Source organism: Micromonospora sp. WMMD1082 (assembly GCF_029626175.1).
Classification (GTDB): Bacteria; Actinomycetota; Actinomycetes; order Mycobacteriales; family Micromonosporaceae; genus Micromonospora.
Genome location: NZ_JARUBM010000002.1, coordinates 1239989 through 1255853, shown reverse-complemented (window position 1 = coordinate 1255853; position 15865 = coordinate 1239989). Strand labels below are relative to the sequence as shown.

Genomic DNA, 15865 nt, shown 5'->3' with positions numbered 1-15865 from the left:
GGGCGCCCGCGGGACTCAGTACGCGGCGATCAGGAAGCCGAGGGTGATCAGCAACGGGCTGGCCAGCGAGGCGGCGATCGCCCAACGCCGCTCGCCCTCGTCGGGCAGCCGTGCCGCGCCGGTCCACCGGACGATGCCCGCCGCGCAGCCGAGGACCCCCAGCAGCCCGAGCAGCCACCGCAGGTGGGCACCGAACCCCCGGCCGGCGTACGCGACGGTGCCGTCCGGTCCGGTCACCCGGGCGGGCAGGGCCGAACCGGGTGCGGTCCGGTCACCGGGCACCCCGCTGACCCGTACGCCGTGGGTCCGGAACGTCTCGTCGGTGGCCGTGAAGATGCCCCGGCACCGCTGGGTCAGGCCGTCGCCGGTGCACCCGGTCACGACCACGGCGCCCGTGGTGGCGTGCCCGACCGCGAGCCAGAACGGGCCGGCACTGACCCACGAGAAGAAGGCCGCCGCCAGGCTCAACCCGACCAGCGCGGAGAGCCCCGGCAGCGGATCCGGTGGGTGGATGCTCCGTTCCCGGCGACGGCGCTGCGGCCAGATCCGCCGCCACCACGGGCTGCCGGGTGCCTCCTGCCGCACCGGTGTGCCGTCCCAGTGCACCTCCTCGATCGGCGCCCAGAACGTGTCCTCGTCGGGCGTACCGTCGTCGCGGGACCGGCCCCAGCGGCCCCGGCGTCCGGGCGGCCGGACCGGTACCCGGCGCGGCAGCAGGTCCACCGGCGCGCCGGTGGTCGGCTCCACCTCGACGACGCTCCGCTCCAGCTCGACGGTGGCCGCGTCGGCGCGGTCGGGCGCGGGCGGCGCCGTGCCGTCCGGGGGCGCCGGCGCCGCGCTGTCCGGCGTCGCCGGGGGCACCGTGCGGGGCTGCGGCGCCACCGCCTGGATGCGCGACGCCGGGTCCGGCCGGGTCTCGGTGGGGAGGCCGTCGGAGTGGTCTCGGGCGGCTCGGCTGCCAGTCACGCGCTTCATTGGACACCGGTGAGGGTGGCTGGTCTGGCAGCTCAGACAGCGTGTCGGCGACAAATCGGACTAGCGGTCGACGGTAATCGGACCACCTCGCCGACCGGGGTGCCCTATTGGTTCGCGGTCACCGCGCAGGGGTCACTAGGCTTTCTGCCCATGAGTCACGTTCTCGCGGCAGTGGCCTGGCCGTACGCCAACGGCCCGCGCCACATCGGCCACGTCTCCGGTTTCGGCGTTCCCGCCGACGTCTTCGCCCGGTACATGCGAATGGCCGGCCACGACGTGCTCATGGTCTCGGGCACCGACGAGCACGGCACCCCGATCCAGGTGCAGGCCGACGCCGAGGGACTGAAACCCCGTGAGCTGGCCGACCGGTACAACCGGGTGATCGTGGAGGATCTGCACGGCCTCGGCCTCTCCTACGACCTGTTCACCCGCACCACCACCCGCAACCACTACGCGGTGGTGCAGGAGTTGTTCGAGGGGATGTACCGCAACGGTTACATCGTGCCGAAGACCACGATGGGGGCGATCTCGCCATCGACCGGTCGGACCCTGCCCGACCGGTACATCGAGGGCACCTGCCCGATCTGCGGCTACGACAGCGCCCGCGGTGACCAGTGCGACAACTGCGGCAACCAGCTCGACCCGATCGACCTGATCAACCCCAGGTCGAAGATCAACGGAGAGACGCCGAAGTTCGTCGAGACCGAGCACTTCTTCCTCGACCTGCCGGCCCTGGCCGGCGTGCTGCGGCAGTGGCTGGACACCCGGGAGGGCTGGCGCCCCAACGTGCTGCGGTTCTCGAGGAACCTGCTCGACGACCTCCAGCCCCGGGCCATCACCCGGGACCTGGAGTGGGGCGTGCCGATCCCGCTCGACGGCTGGCGCGACCGCACCGACAAGCGGATCTACGTCTGGTTCGACGCGGTCATCGGCTACCTGTCCGCCTCCATCGAGTGGGCCCGCCGCTCGGGCGACCCCGACGCCTGGCAGAAGTGGTGGTCCGCCGACGGCGCGGGGAAGGACGCCCAGGCCTACTACTTCATGGGCAAGGACAACATCGTCTTCCACTCGGTGATCTGGCCCGCCCTGCTCGCCGGCTACTCCGGCGAGGGCGGCCACGACGGCGAGCCGGGCCGGCTGGGGCGGCTCAACCTGCCCACCGAGGTGGTCTCCAGCGAGTTCCTGACCATGGAGGGACGCAAGTTCTCCTCCTCCCGCCGGGTGGTCATCTACGTCCGGGACTTCCTGGAGCGGTACGACGCGGATGCCCTGCGCTACTTCATCGCGGTGGCCGGTCCGGAGAGCAACGACACCGACTTCACCTGGGCCGAGTTCCTGCGCCGCAACAACGACGAGCTGGTCGCCGGCTGGGGGAACCTGGTCAACCGGTCCGTCTCCATGGCGGCGAAGAACTTCGGCGCGATCCCGCCGGTCGGCCCGGACGGGCTCACCGACGCCGACGAGGCGCTGCTCGCGACCGCGCGGGCGGGCTTCGCCACGGTCGGCGACCTGATCGCCCGACACCGGCAGAAGCAGGCCATCGGTGAGGCGATGAAGGTGGTCGCCGAGGCCAACAGGTACCTCTCCGACCAGGCGCCGTGGAAGCTCAAGGACGAGGCGGACAAGCCCCGGATGGGCACCATCCTGCACGTCGCCCTCCAGGTGGTCAGCGACGCCAACACGCTGCTCACCCCGTTCCTGCCGCACTCCGCCCAGAAAATCCACGAGCTACTCGGCGGCACCGGGGTGCACGCCCCGATGCCGGTCATCGAGGAGGTCGCCGACCTCGACGTCGGGCCCGGGTACCCGGTGCTGACCGGGGACTACACCCAGGGCGCGCGGTGGGAGTCCGTACCACTTCCGACGGGCCGACCGCTCGCGGCGCCCACGCCGGTCTTCCGCAAGCTCGACCCGTCGATCGTCGACGAGGAACTGGCCCGGCTCGCCGGCTGACCGTCGGTCCTCGACGGGCGCGACCCCGGGTAGCGGGGTCGCGCCCGTCGCGCGGTCGCGCCGTCGCGGACCTGCTCAGCCGCCCGCACCGGGCGCCAGCCCAGGCCCGCACCGATCCGGCTCAGGCCCGTACCGATCCGGCTCAGGCCCGCGCCATGGACGGGGAGCCGATGAACTGCATGATCGCCTGGTTGACCTCGTCGGCGTTGGTCCACGGGGTGCCGTGCGGCGCGCCCTTCAGGGTGACCAGCCGGCTGTCGGCGAGCATCGGTTGCAGCCGCTGGCCGGTCTTCGGGTACGGCAGCACATTGTCCTTGTCGCCCTGCACGATCAGCACCGGCACGTCGATCCGCGACACATCGGCCCGGAAGTCGGTGCCCCAGGCGTCCACGCATTCGTGCGTGCCCCTCGCCGAGGCCCGCGCCCCGATGTCGAAGTGCGCCCGGTACGCCTCCTCGCTGACCAGCTTCCCCTTGTTCTCGTCATAGTTGAAGAAGTTGTTGCAGAACTGGGTGAGGAAGGCGAACCGGTCCTGCGTGATCGCCTGCTTGAACCCCTCGAACTGGCTCGCCTCGACCCCCTCCGGGTTGTCCGGCGCCTGCCGCAGGTACGGCGCCAGCGGCGCCAGCAGTACCGCCCGGTCCACCCGGTCCGAGCCGTACGCGCCCAGATAGCGGGTCACCTCGCCGGTGCCCATCGAGTGCCCGACCAGGATCGCGTTACGCAGGTCCAGTTCGGTCATCAACACGTCGAGATCCGCAGCGAAGGTGTCGTAGTCGTACCCGAACGCGGGCTGGGCCGAGTTGCCGAAACCACGCCGGTCGTAGGTGATCACCCGGTATCCGGCATCGATCAGTGGCCCGGAGACCTTCTCCCAGGTCGCCCCGTTGAACGGGAATCCGTGGATCAACACGATCGGTTGACCCGCTCCATGGTCCTCGTAGTACAGGTCGATGGGCGCGGAGTTCTCCGTGCCGACGGTGATGAAGGGCATCTCGTCCTCCTGTCCAGGGTGGGAGACCGAGCCTTCCCCGGCTGGCATCCGTTATTCCTGGGCCGGCTCACCCCCGCTTCTGGGCCGGGTCAGAGGAGATACGGGTGATCCACCACCTGGTCGTCGGTGACCTCACTGCCCGGCGCCCACGCCTCGTAGACGCCCCGTTCGTGGCACTGTGCCCCGGTGATGACGACCGCGTCCGGATCCGGGTGCCGCAACCGCACGCGCAGCCAGCCCGCCTCCTCCCGCAGCACCAGGCACGGCACTCCCCGCCAGGAGGCGAGGCGCAACCGCCGGCTCACCCCGTCGACCGGGTAGCGGGCGGCCCGGGTCAACGCCAGCACCCGGAAGTCGCCGGGCAGGTCGGCCACTGCCTCGTACTCCCCGCCCGCGTACGTGCCCACCAGCCGGGTCGACCGCGGCGCCTCCCCGGTCGGCACGTACTCCTGGTCCGGCGACAGACCCGGCACCGCGGCGAGCAGGTGCCGCCACTGCGGCCCGACCATCCGCAGCCAGCCGCGTTGCTCGGCCTGGTAGGCGTAGAGCACCACCTCCAGACCCTCCGCCGGGTACGCCAGCAGGGTGGCGTTCGCCGGCATCGGCAGGTCGGCGAAGTCCCGGGTGACGAACTCGGGGATCAGGTGGTGGTTGCTCGGCGTGAAACCGGTGCCCAGCACCGCCGGCCCCAACCGGTCCCGGGCGCCCAGCGCGGCCAGCCCCCGGTACGCCGCGCCGGCCGGCACGTCGTAGTCGCCCGGGTCGGCGGCGCGCCAGCGCAGCGCGTACGTCACGTCCACCCCGTCCCGGCCACCCCCGCCGTCGGTACGCAGCACGGTGGTGGTCGCCGGGGTGCGCAGGTGCGCCACGTCGTGTTCCCGGTAGCAGAACCCGTGCGGCAGCCAGCCCCGCACGTACCCGGCGAGCTGCCGGGGGGAGAGGATCTTCATCATCCGCGTGCCACGTCGTACGCCGGCCGAGGCGCGCACCGCGGTGACCAGCGGATCGTCGGCGGCGGCCGGCTGCTGGGCCAGTCGGTGCACCTCCGACCAGCCCCGCTCACGATGCAACGGCACCAGCAACGGTGCCTCCGGATCCTCGACCGGTCCGGTCGCCCCGTGCACGGCGGTGACCTCGGTGACGTGCACGAACCGTCGCCACGGCAGCGCCGAGTTCGGCCGGGGCATCCACTCGAACCCGGCCACCTCGTCGGCGCTGAACAACTCGTACGCCGCGCCCCGGGCGATCTCCTCGGCCGGATAGACCGCGCCGCCGTACGCCACCCGCAGGCCGGTGAGTTCCGGCGCGGTGCCCTCGGCCCGGGGAGTGACGCTCACGCCGCCGGCCCTCCTCGTCCACCGACGGCGCGCGACGCCGGGCCGCTGTGCCGGACGGTCCGCTCGCTCATGTCCACCCGGCGACGGTAGGTGTGCCGGGCGTAGTCGAGGTGAACTGCGGGTGGCGGCCGGGTGGATCAGGTCGGTGTGTGATGCTGTCGACTGATGAGCGAGCCGACCGAGCACCGCAGCCAGCGCGCCCGCCGCGCCGGAGAGTTCCCACCCGCGCCCGAGCCGCTGCCCCGGCCGGTGTTGGACAGTCACACCCACCTCGACATCACGGTCAACGAGGCCGGCGCGCCGGGCGGCAGCGCCGCCGCCGACCCGGTCACGGCGGCCATCGACGTCGCCACGGCGGTGGGGGTGGACCGGCTGGTGCAGGTCGGAGTGGACGTCGAGTCCTCCCGCTGGGGCGCCGAGGTGGCCGGCCGGCACCCGGCGGTGGTGGCCACGGTGGCGCTGCACCCCAACGAGGCCCCCCGGCTGGCCGACCTCGACTCGGCGCTGCGCGACATCGAGGCGCTGGCCGGCCACGACCGGGTCCGTGGCGTCGGCGAGACCGGGATGGACTTCTACCGCACCGGGGACGCGGGCCGCGCCGCGCAGGAGGAGAGCTTCCGCGCGCACATCGCCATCGCCAAGCGGTACGGCAGGACCCTGGTCATCCACGACCGGGACGCGCACGCCGACGTGCTGCGCATCCTGGACGACGAGGGCGCACCGGAGACGGTGGTGCTGCACTGCTTCTCCGGCGACGCCGAGTTCGCCCGGGACTGCGTCCGGCGGGGCTACCTGCTCAGCTTCGCCGGCACCGTCACCTTCGCCAGTGCCGGGGCGCTGCGCGAGGCCGCCGCGCTGACCCCGCTCGACCAGATCCTGGTGGAGACCGACGCGCCGTTCCTCACCCCCGTCCCGCACCGGGGTCGCCCCAACGCCTCGTACCTGATCCCGCTGACCGTCCGGGCCCTGGCCGCCATCACCGGCGCCGACCTCGACGATCTCTGCGCCGCCATCTCCACCACCGGCGAACGCGCCTTCGGCCCCTGGCACTGAGCCAAGCCGCCCGAGCTGTTGGGAGGGGGCCTTCCTACGCACCAGGCGTTGGTAGGAGGCCCCTCCCTGCACCGTAGGGTGTGAGGTTATGGCCGCAGACCTGCTCGGCCCGGCGGAGATCCGGGACCTCGCCGCCCGGCTCGGCGTCGCACCGACCAAGAAACTCGGCCAGAACTTCGTGCACGACCCGAACACCGTCCGCCGGATCGTCACCACCGCCGGGCTGACCCCCGACGATGTGGCGCTGGAGGTCGGCCCCGGCCTCGGTTCGCTCACGCTTGCCCTGCTGCCCGTCGCCGCCCACGTGCACGCCGTCGAGGTCGACTCCACGCTCGCCGGCGCGCTCGCCGACACCGCCGCCCGGCACACCGGCCCGGCCGCCACCCGGCTCACCGTGCATCATGCCGACGCCCTCCGGATCACCGCCGCCGACCTGGCCCACCCCCCACCCACCGCACTGGTGGCGAACCTGCCCTACAACGTCGCCGTGCCCGTGGTGCTGCACCTGCTCGCCGAGCTGCCCAGCCTCCGCCACGGGCTCGTCATGGTGCAGAAGGAGGTCGCCGACCGGCTCGTCGCCGGCCCCGGCTCCAAGGTGTACGGCGTACCGTCGGTCAAGCTCGCCTGGTACGCCCGCGCCCGGGCCGCGGGGAAGGTGCCACCGAACGTGTTCTGGCCGGTACCCAACGTGGACTCGGGTCTGGTCGCCTTCACCCGCCGCGAGCCGCCCCGCACCGACGTACCCCGCGCACAGGTCTTCTCCGTGGTGGACGCCGCCTTCGCGCAGCGTCGCAAGACCCTGCGCGCCGCCCTGGCAGGCTGGGCCGGTGGCGCCGACCGGGCCGCCGCCGCGCTCACCGCCGCCGGGGTCGACCCCGGAGCGCGTGGCGAGGCACTCACCGTCGAGCAGTTCGCCGCCGTCGCCGCGTCGGCCCCGAGCCGTACGCCGGCGGCGCAGTAGGCTGACGCCGATGCCGGTACCGGTCGCCGACACCGCCGAGGAGCTGATCGTGGAGAAGCCGTTCGACATCCGGGTGCGTCCACGGGGCATCACCCCGTGACCGAGGCGTGGCGACCGGAGGAGGACGAGGAACGGCGGGGGGCCAGCGGACCGGTCCGCGTACGGGTACCGGCCAAGGTCAACCTGCATCTGGGGGTCGGCCCGCTGCGCCGGGACGGCTACCACGAGCTGAACACCGTCTACCACGCGATCTCGATCTACGACGAGCTGACCGCGCGGCGCGGTGACACGCTGACCCTCACCATGGAGGGCGAGGGCACCGGCGAACTCGCCCTCGACGACTCGAACCTGATCATGCGGGCGGCGCACGCCCTCGCCGGGTACACGGGTGTGATGCCGCACGCCCGGCTGCACCTGCGCAAGCAGATCCCGCTCGCCGGCGGCCTCGCCGGTGGCAGCGCCGACGCCGCCGCCGCGCTGGTCGCCTGCGACGCGCTCTGGGGCACCGGCCTGTCCCGCGACGAGTTGGCCGGCATCGCCGCCGACCTCGGCTCGGATGTGCCGTTCCTGATCCACGGCGGCACCGCGCTGGGCACCGGCCGGGGCGAGGCGGTCAGCCCGGTCCTGGCCCGCCCCACCTCCTGGCACTGGGTGGTGGCCATCGCCGACGGCGGCCTGTCCACCCCGCAGGCGTACCGGGAACTCGACCGGCTCCGCGACACCGGTGCCGCCGGCTCGCCGCTGGGCAGCACCGACGGGCTGCTCGCCGCGCTCAGGCAGCGCGACCCCCGGGTGCTCGCGCCCGTCCTCGGCAACGACCTCCAGGACGCCGCCCTGGCCATGCGTCCCTCGCTGGCGGCCACCCTGAAGGCCGGTGAGGCGGCCGGGGCGCTGGCCGGTATCGTCTCCGGCTCCGGCCCGACCTGCGTCTTCCTCACCGCCGACGCCGCCGACGCCGAGCGCGTCGCCGCCGACCTGGAGGCCGCCGGCGTGTGCCGCCAGGCCCGCCCCGCCCACGGCCCCGTCCCCGGCGCCCGCATCACCTAACCCACCCCCACCCACCCCCCTGCGGCCCCTGCGTTGATCATGAAGTTAGCGGGCGATTTGATCTCCAAATCACCCGCTAACTTCATGATCGACGGCTTGAGGGGTCAGCGGTGCGGGGTGAGGCGGCGGGTTTCGAGGGCGGCGGCGACGAGGTAGGCACCGCCTCCGGCGATGGCGAGGATCCAGTAGGGGCCGGGCGCGCCGAGGAAGAGCGCGGCGGTGGCGATCAGCGCGAGCCAGCTACCGAGGGTGTAGTGCAGTACGTTGCGGCGGGCGGCGCCCTCGGCGAGGTAGATCAGGCCGACGACGAACGCGGAGCCGGTGGGCCAGAGAATCGCGTGCAGTTCGGGCATGTCGAGGGTGGTCGCCAGGCCGGTGATGGCGAAGAAGAGAGCGGTGAAGCCGGTGACCCAGGCGATGCCGAGGAGCTTGCCGGCGAGAGCCTCGGCTGCGGAGGCGCCCCGTTGGGCACGGGTGGCGGCGAGGGTGGCGGCGACCGAGCCGGTCACGATGCCGGCGGCGAGGAGGGTCATCGGCAGCCAGCCGGGCAGGTTCACCAGGGCCGCGGGACCGCGGGAGACGGCGGCGGCGCCGTGTCCGAGCAGGTACGCGAGGGCGAAGCTGAGATAGGCGACGCGGTTGTCGATCTCGCGGGGGAGGCGACTGCGCGCGGTGTCGACGGCGACGGTCGGGACGATGGTTGCGGTGGACATGGTGAGCCTCCGGTAAGGGTGTGATCTTGGGCGTGCATCGACGGCATGTCGGGCCGGCCCGCGCGGTTCGGTGGCTGCGGGCCTGGCTGCGCGCCGGGTGACACCCGGGAGGTGCCACCCGGCACGGATGGGTCAGGCGGTGACCGGCTGCGTTTCGGGGGTTCCGGACGTCCTTCCCGGTACGCCGCCGAGCAGCGCGGCCGTCTCGCGCAGCGCCTCGTCGATCGGCTGCGGGTGCCGGCCGAAGGTGGCGGTGGCCGCCGTGGAGTCCATGACGAACGGCCGTGCGAACTGGTACGCCGTGGTCTGCAACTCGCGCATCATCGGGGAGAGGAGGCCGGCGGCGCGGAAGATCGGGCCGGGGATGGTGGCGAGCCTCGGCGCGGGCGCCCCGACCGCCCTGGTGAAGCGGGTGGCGAGTTCCCGGACCGTCAGCGGCGGCGCGCTGGGCACGTGCCAGGCCCGGTTCCATGCCCGCTCGTCGGTGGCGGCGGTGACCAGCATCGCCGCCATGTCGTTGATCGAGGTCCAGGTGTGCGGCACGTCGAGCGGGCCGGGGACGAAGGCGCGGCGCCCGGCGAGCAGTGGCTTTCCCATCACGAAGCTGAGGATCGACTGGGCCTGGAGGTAGTCGCTGCCGCGTACCTCGGTGACGGCGCGGATCCGGCCGGCGCGCTGTGCCGCGAGGGCCGCGCGCCACATGTCCGCGCGCATCCTCAGCTTGGGATGGGTGGCGGCGAGCGGGTTCTCCTCGGTCATCGGACCGGCGACCTCGCCGTACCCGTAGAGACAGCCAGCGATCACCAGCGGGGCGCCGGAGCGCTCGGCGGCGGTGAGCAGCGCGGCGGCCATCGGCGGCCAGTCGGTGAGCCAGCGGTGGTAGGCCGGGTTGAGGCAGTTGTAGATCGCGGCGACGCCGTCGGCGAGTTCGCCGAGCCGGGCGGCGTCGGTGGCGTCGGCGGCGACCCGCTGGACCTGCGGGTGGGCCGGACCCCGGCCGGAGCGGCTGACGATCCGGACCTGCTCGCCGCGCTCGGCGAGCTGACGCGCGGTGGTCGAGCCGACCATGCCGGCGCCGACGATCAGATGTACGGCCATGAGAGTCCCCCTTCATTTGCGAGAGCACCGCTCTCGTGTGAGACCTATGCTCACTCATGAAAGCTCCCGTCGTCAAGAGCACCGCTCTCGAATGTGTGCGACACTCTCTGGCATGCCTGCCGCCACGATCCGGGCCAGGGCCCGAGCCGAGATGATCAACGAGATCAAGGCGATCGCCCGCCGCCATCTCGCCGCGGAGGGGGCGAACCTGTCGCTGCGCGCCGTCGCCCGGGACATGGGGATGGTCTCCTCGGCGATCTACCGCTACTTCCCCAGCCGGGACGAGTTGCTCACCGCGCTGATCGTCGACGGCTACCACGCGCTCGGCGCCGCCGCCGAGGCCGGCGACGCCGAGGTCACCCACCGCGCCGACCTGCGCGGCCGGTGGCTCGCCGTCTGCCACGCGGTGCGGCGCTGGGCGCTGGCCCATCCCGCCGAGTACGCCCTGCTCTTCGGCAGCCCGGTGCCCGGCTACGCCGCCCCGCAGGAGACCACCGTGGCGGCCGCCCGGACCCCAGCCACCCTGATCGGGATCCTCGTCGACGGCTTCGCCGCCGGCACCCTGACCGACCCCGGCCCCGGTGAACTGCCCGGCCCGGTCCACGCCGACTTCACCGCCCTCCGCGACGGCCTCTTCGCCGGGCTCCCCGAGACCCTGCTGGCCCGGGGCGCCACCGGCTGGATCCACTGCTTCGGCGCCGTCAGCTTCGAACTCTTCGGCCAGCTCAACGGCGTCATCTCGGCGCGGGAGGAGTACTTCGACCACCAGATGCGCCGGATGACCGACCTGATCGGCCTACCCTCCCACCCCCACCCTTGACCCCCGGCGATCGCGGGCGGGTGGTGGCGCTCCGCGTACCCTGGGAGGCCAGGCGTCCCCAGGTGCCCGCCGGCACCGGGACGCCTTGATCATGGGAGGGTGGGTTCGTGGCCAACATCGTCAACCTGGACCGGGTGTCCAAGGGCTACGGCGCGGCCGGGCCGCTGCTCACCGATGTCTCGCTCGGTCTGGACGACGCCGACCGGATCGGCGTGGTCGGGCTCAACGGCGCCGGCAAGTCCACCCTGCTGCGGCTGCTGACCCGCACCGAGGAGCCCGACGGCGGGCGCGTCACCCACCGCCGTGACCTGCGGGTGCTCTGGCTGCCGCAGCACCTCGCCCTCAGCCCGGACGCCACCGTACGCGACGTGGTCCTCGGCACCGAGTGGCTGGCCGAGGGCATGGGCGCCGAGCACGAGTGGGCCGGCGACGCCGGCGTACGCGCCATCCTCGACGGGCTCGGCATGCCCCACCTCGGCCTCGACGCCCCGGTCGGGCCGATGTCCGGCGGCGAGCGCCGCCGCGTCGCCCTCGCCGCGCTGCTGGTCCGCGACGCCGACCTGCTCATCCTCGACGAGCCCACCAACCACCTCGACGTCGGCGGCGTCGACTGGCTGGCCCGACACCTGCTCGGCCGCAAGGGTGCCCTGGTGGTGGTCACCCACGACCGGTGGTTCCTCGACGCGGTCTGCACCACCACCTGGGAGGTCGCCGACCAGACCGTCCGCGCCTACGAGGGCGGCTACGCCGCCTGGATCCTCGCCCGCGCCGAACGCGAGCGGGTCGCCGCCGCCACCGAGGCCCGCCGGCAGAACCTGCTCCGCAAGGAGATCGCCTGGCTGCGCCGGGGCCCGCCGGCCCGCACGTCGAAGCCGAAGTTCCGCATCGACGCCGCCAACGCGCTCATCGCCGACGTGCCGCCGGCGCGCGACACCACGTCGCTGCAACGGCTGGCCACCGCCCGGCTCGGCAAGCAGGTGTACGACCTGGAGCAGGTCCGGCTGCACGCCGGCCCCAAGACCATCCTCGACGACGTCACCTGGCAGGTCGGCCCCGGCGACCGGATCGCCGTCCTCGGCGCCAACGGCGCCGGCAAGACCACGCTGCTGCGGCTGCTCGCCGGCATCACCCGACCCGACGGCGGGCGCATGGTCACCGGCAGCACCGTACGGCCCGCGTTCCTCTCCCAGGAACTCGCCGAGCTTCCCGGCGACCTGCGGGTCCTCGAGGCCGTCGAGGAGGTCGCCCGCCGGGTACGCCTCGGCGACCGGGAGATCTCCGCCGCCCAGCTCGCCGAGGTGTTCGGCTTCGACGACCGGCGCCTCTGGACCCCGGTCGGTGACCTCTCCGGAGGCGAGCGCCGCCGGTTGCAGATGCTGCGCCTGCTCGCCGGCGAGCCGAACGTGCTGCTGCTCGACGAGCCCACCAACGACCTCGACACCGACACCCTGGCCGCCCTGGAGGACCTGCTCGACTCCTGGCCCGGCACCATCGTGGTGGCCAGCCACGACCGCTACCTGATCGAGCGGGTGACCGACGCGGCGTACGGGCTGTTCGGCGACGGACGGCTCGTGCACCTGCCCGGCGGCGTGGAGGAGTACCTCGCCCGGGCCGGCGACCGCCCGGGAGCGGCCCGGAGCACCGCACCGGACGCCGCACCTGCCACCGCCCCGGCGACCGGCGCCGGGATGAGCGCCGCCGAGGCCCGGCAGGCCCGCAAGGAACTGGCCCGCCTCGAACGGCAGGTCGGCAAGCTGGAGCAGAAGGAAGCGGCACTGCTCGATCAGCTCGCCGCGAACGCCACCGACTACCCCCGGGTCGCCGAGCTGGACGCCCAGCTCACCCAGGTACGCAGCGAGCGGGAAGAGGTCGAGGAGGCCTGGCTGGCCCTGGCCGACGAGATCCCGGCCGGCTGAACCCCGCAGCTGGCGGTAACCCGAAGCCGGCCGAACCCCATGACCGGCGACGCGACGGCCCGCCGGGGGACCCCGTGTGCGGCGTCACACCACCGGATGCGGGAGAATCGCCGGCGACCCCTCACCCAACGGCGTTGGAGACAGAGCCATGGCGCACACCCCCGTCAACCACCCCGCGCGGCCGATCTACCGGGCGATCGGCGGGCTGATCGGTCTGTACCTGGTGGTCTTCGGTGCGCTCGGCTTCATCGCCAGCGCCGGCGACCCCTTCTTCGGCCGGGGCGACACCCACATCCTCGGGCAGGGCACCAACCTGGGCCTCTCGCTGTTCAGCGTCGTGGTCGGCGCGATCGTGCTGGTCGGCACCGCCATCGGCCGCAACCTTGACGTGCTGATCAACCAGTGGTCGGCGTACCTGATCATGGTGGTCAGCCTGGCCGGGCTCGCCTTCATCCGGACCGAGGCCAACGTCTTCAACCTGAGCGTCGCCACGGTCGTCGTCCTCATGCTGCTCAGCCTGGTGCTGCTGATGGCCGGCATGTACGGCAAGGTGGGCACCGACGACGATCACGAGGCGTGGCAGAAGGCTCGGCTCGTCCTCTGAGGTTTTGGGGGTTCGCCTCGACCGGGGCTCGTGGTGGCGTTTGGCCGGCGCGGGCCTCCTCGCTGAGAGACAATTGTCTGGATTGTCCTCGTTGGCGTGGAGGTACCGATGCCGCACTTTCCGGTGAACCACCCCGCGCGACCGTTCTACCGGGCGCTGTCCGCTCTGATCGGGCTCTACATCCTGGTCTTCGGCGTCTGGGGCACCGCCCTCACCTGGGGCGACCCGCTCTTCGGCCGGGGCAGCAACTGGGCTCTCGGGCTCCGCACCAACCTGGCCTTCTCGCTGGCCTCGATCATCTTCGGGGTGGTGCTCCTGATCGGCGCGTCCCGGCGCGACAACCTCGGCCACTACATGAACCTGACCGCCGGGGTCGTCTTCCTGTTCACCAGCCTGCTGATGATGTCGGTGCTCCAGACGGACGCCAACGTCCTGAACTTCTCCATGTCGACCGTGATCGTCTCGATGCTCTTCGGCCTGATCCTGCTCGGCACCGGCTTCTACGACAAGGTGGGAGCGCCCGAGGACGCCGACGCCGAGCGGAACCGCCGGAACCATCCGGTCGCCGAGGCACACCGGCGCCGCTGACCGGTCACCCGACGCGGCCGCGCCGGCTGGTCAGCGCCCGCGTACGGTGATCAGCCCCGGCTGGGCCTCCAGGTGCGACAGTCCGTTCCAGGAGAGGTTCACCAGGTGCGCGGCCACCGTCTCCTTGCGCGGCTTGCGTACCTCCAGCCACCAGCGGCCGGTCAGCGCGACCATGCCCACCAGCGCCTGCGCGTACAACTCGGCGAGCTTCGGGTCGTAACCCCGGCTGGAGAACTCCGCACCGAGGATGTGTTCCACCTGGTGCGCCACGTCGTTCATGACGCTGCTGAAGTTGCCGGTCGCCGAGAGCACCGGCGACTCCCGCACCAGCACCCGGAACCCGCTGGTCTCCTCCTCGATGTAGCCCAGCAGGGCCAACGCGGCCTGCTCCAGCAACTCCCTCGGATGACCCGCGGTCAGTGCCGTGGTGATCCGGTCCAGCAGGGCGCGGACCTCCCGGTCCACCACCACCGCGTAGAGCCCCTCCTTGCCGCCGAAGTGCTCGTAGACCACCGGCTTGGACACCTTCGCGCGGGACGCCACCTCCTCGATGGAGGTGGCGTCGAAGCCGCGCTCGGCGAAGATCTGCCGACCGATCGAGATCAGTTGCTCGCGACGCTGGGCGGCCGACATGCGTACCCGGGGCGTCGGCTTGGGTGACGCGGCGGGAACCGCCCGCCGCCGGCGCTTGCCGCCCTCGTCGCTGGGAGCCTCGGCCATCTCGTCACCTCGCTGGCGCTCGGTGACGCCCTGTCGTGGGATGCTGCCTGCGTTCTGCCCGGTCACCCGAACATACTGCCAGGTAACTTGCTGGCCGGCGGTCCGGTTATCCCTGGGCAGCCGCCCGTTCCGCCGGCTTCGCCAGCTTCGCCGCGATCCGCTCCGGCTTCGGCCAGCGGACATCCCATGCCGCGCCCATCTTCTCGAACACCCAGATCACCCGGGCCGAGATATCGATCTGACCTCGCAGAACGCCGTGCCGCGCGCTCGTCGGGTCGGCGTGGTGCAGGTTGTGCCAGCTCTCCCCGAAGGAGAGCAGCGCCAGCGGCCAGAAGTTGGCCGCCCGGTCGCCGTGGCGCATCATGAACGGCCGCTCGCCGTACACGTGGCACACCGAGTTGATCGACCAGGTGACGTGGTGCAGCAGCGAGATGCGGACCAGACCGGCCCAGAACAGCGCGGTCAGCGCGCCCTGCCAGGACCACGTCAACAGCCAGCCCATCAGCGCCGGGCCCAGCACCGAGACCACCACCAGCACCGGGAACAGCCGGTCCATCCGCCGGATGTCCCGGTCGGCCAGCAGGTCCGGGGCGAAGCGCTCCCGGTTGGACAGTTCCCGGCCGAAGAGCCAGCCGACGTGTGCGTGGAACAGCCCCTTGGTCAGGCCACGCAGGGTGGTGCCGAACCGCCACGGCGAGTGCGGGTCTCCCTCGAGGTCGGAGAAGGCGTGGTGGCGCCGGTGGTCAGCCACCCACTGGATGATCTCGCCCTGCACGGCGAGCGAGCCGGTGGCGGCCATGGCGATGCGTAGCCACCGCTTCGCCTTGAACGAGCCGTGGGTGAAGTAGCGGTGGTAGCCGACCGTGATGCCCAGACCCGACACCACGTACCAGAAGGCGGCGATGCCCACATCGGCCCAGCTGAGCCAGCCACCCCAGGCCACCGGCACGGCGGCGATCAGCGCCGCGAACGGGATCACCACGAAGGACCAGAGGGCGATCAGAATGCCGCGTGACTGGGTGCCCTGGGTGAGCGGTTTGGGGCTGGCCGGGTGAGGGTCGAGAAGGGTGGACATGGCACCTCGCA

General features: G+C 72.5%; 15 protein-coding genes. 8 read left to right on the top strand and 7 right to left on the bottom strand.

All coding sequences use genetic code 11. The features are described 5' to 3' along the window. Positions 1-15: 15 nt before the first annotated feature. A complete protein-coding gene (locus tag O7615_RS05955; RefSeq protein WP_278176304.1) occupies positions 16-975 on the bottom strand; it encodes a hypothetical protein in 960 nt (319 codons plus the stop codon). Positions 976-1125: 150 nt separating this feature from the next. Here O7615_RS05955 and metG point away from each other — a divergent pair, with 150 nt between their 5' ends. After that, positions 1126-2928 (top strand): methionine--tRNA ligase, encoded by a 1803-nt coding sequence (gene metG / locus O7615_RS05950; RefSeq protein ID WP_278176302.1) that lies wholly within the window; start codon positions 1126-1128, stop codon positions 2926-2928. Positions 2929-3070: 142 nt separating this feature from the next. Here the strand turns inward: metG and O7615_RS05945 are convergent, their stop codons facing one another. Together O7615_RS05945 and O7615_RS05940 are read right to left on the bottom strand one after the other, a co-directional pair. Next, on the bottom strand, positions 3071-3922 hold the full coding sequence (locus O7615_RS05945) for an alpha/beta hydrolase (protein ID WP_278176301.1): 852 nt from the start codon (positions 3920-3922) through the stop codon (positions 3071-3073). Between the two features lie 89 nt (positions 3923-4011). Continuing rightward, positions 4012-5259, bottom strand: coding sequence for a hypothetical protein (locus tag O7615_RS05940; RefSeq protein ID WP_278176300.1), 1248 nt, complete (start codon positions 5257-5259; stop codon positions 4012-4014). A 165-nt stretch (positions 5260-5424) separates the two neighbouring features. Here O7615_RS05940 and O7615_RS05935 point away from each other — a divergent pair, with 165 nt between their 5' ends. The 3 genes from O7615_RS05935 to O7615_RS05925 all read left to right on the top strand — a co-directional run bounded on the left by O7615_RS05935 (position 5425) and on the right by O7615_RS05925 (position 8320). Continuing rightward, on the top strand, positions 5425-6312 hold the full coding sequence (locus O7615_RS05935; RefSeq protein ID WP_278176298.1) for a TatD family hydrolase: 888 nt from the start codon (positions 5425-5427) through the stop codon (positions 6310-6312). A gap of 88 nt (positions 6313-6400) precedes the next feature. Beyond that, on the top strand, positions 6401-7273 hold the full coding sequence (gene rsmA, locus O7615_RS05930; protein WP_278176296.1) for a 16S rRNA (adenine(1518)-N(6)/adenine(1519)-N(6))-dimethyltransferase RsmA: 873 nt from the start codon (positions 6401-6403) through the stop codon (positions 7271-7273). A 96-nt stretch (positions 7274-7369) separates the two neighbouring features. Continuing rightward, positions 7370-8320 carry a 4-(cytidine 5'-diphospho)-2-C-methyl-D-erythritol kinase gene (locus O7615_RS05925; RefSeq protein WP_278176294.1) on the top strand — a complete coding sequence of 317 codons (951 nt, stop codon included), beginning with the start codon at positions 7370-7372 and terminating at the stop codon, positions 8318-8320. A gap of 104 nt (positions 8321-8424) precedes the next feature. On the opposite strand, the gene O7615_RS05920 is transcribed toward O7615_RS05925, so the two are convergent. Next, positions 8425-9033 carry an ABC transporter permease gene (locus O7615_RS05920; protein ID WP_278176292.1) on the bottom strand — a complete coding sequence of 203 codons (609 nt, stop codon included), beginning with the start codon at positions 9031-9033 and terminating at the stop codon, positions 8425-8427. 132 nt (positions 9034-9165) lie between these two features. After that, entirely contained in the window at positions 9166-10131 is a 966-nt protein-coding gene (locus O7615_RS05915; RefSeq protein WP_278176291.1) for an NAD-dependent epimerase/dehydratase family protein, read from the bottom strand. Between the two features lie 112 nt (positions 10132-10243). Here O7615_RS05915 and O7615_RS05910 point away from each other — a divergent pair, with 112 nt between their 5' ends. From O7615_RS05910 to O7615_RS05895, 4 genes are all read left to right on the top strand, one after another. Then, complete coding sequence (locus tag O7615_RS05910; protein WP_278176290.1) at positions 10244-10951, top strand: TetR/AcrR family transcriptional regulator; 708 nt, start codon at positions 10244-10246, stop codon at positions 10949-10951. Positions 10952-11058: 107 nt separating this feature from the next. Continuing rightward, positions 11059-12867 (top strand): ABC-F family ATP-binding cassette domain-containing protein, encoded by a 1809-nt coding sequence (locus O7615_RS05905; RefSeq protein WP_278176288.1) that lies wholly within the window; start codon positions 11059-11061, stop codon positions 12865-12867. Between the two features lie 148 nt (positions 12868-13015). After that, positions 13016-13471: a DUF4383 domain-containing protein gene (locus O7615_RS05900; protein WP_278176287.1), complete on the top strand. Its 456-nt coding sequence runs from the start codon at positions 13016-13018 to the stop codon at positions 13469-13471. A 108-nt stretch (positions 13472-13579) separates the two neighbouring features. Further along, positions 13580-14059, top strand: coding sequence for a DUF4383 domain-containing protein (locus O7615_RS05895; RefSeq protein ID WP_278176286.1), 480 nt, complete (start codon positions 13580-13582; stop codon positions 14057-14059). Between the two features lie 30 nt (positions 14060-14089). Here the strand turns inward: O7615_RS05895 and O7615_RS05890 are convergent, their stop codons facing one another. Both O7615_RS05890 and O7615_RS05885 read right to left on the bottom strand, forming a co-directional pair. After that, entirely contained in the window at positions 14090-14779 is a 690-nt protein-coding gene (locus tag O7615_RS05890) for a TetR/AcrR family transcriptional regulator (RefSeq protein ID WP_278181985.1), read from the bottom strand. Positions 14780-14885: 106 nt separating this feature from the next. Then, a complete protein-coding gene (locus tag O7615_RS05885) occupies positions 14886-15854 on the bottom strand; it encodes an acyl-CoA desaturase (RefSeq protein WP_278176285.1) in 969 nt (322 codons plus the stop codon). Between the last annotated feature and the right edge of the window lie 11 nt (positions 15855-15865).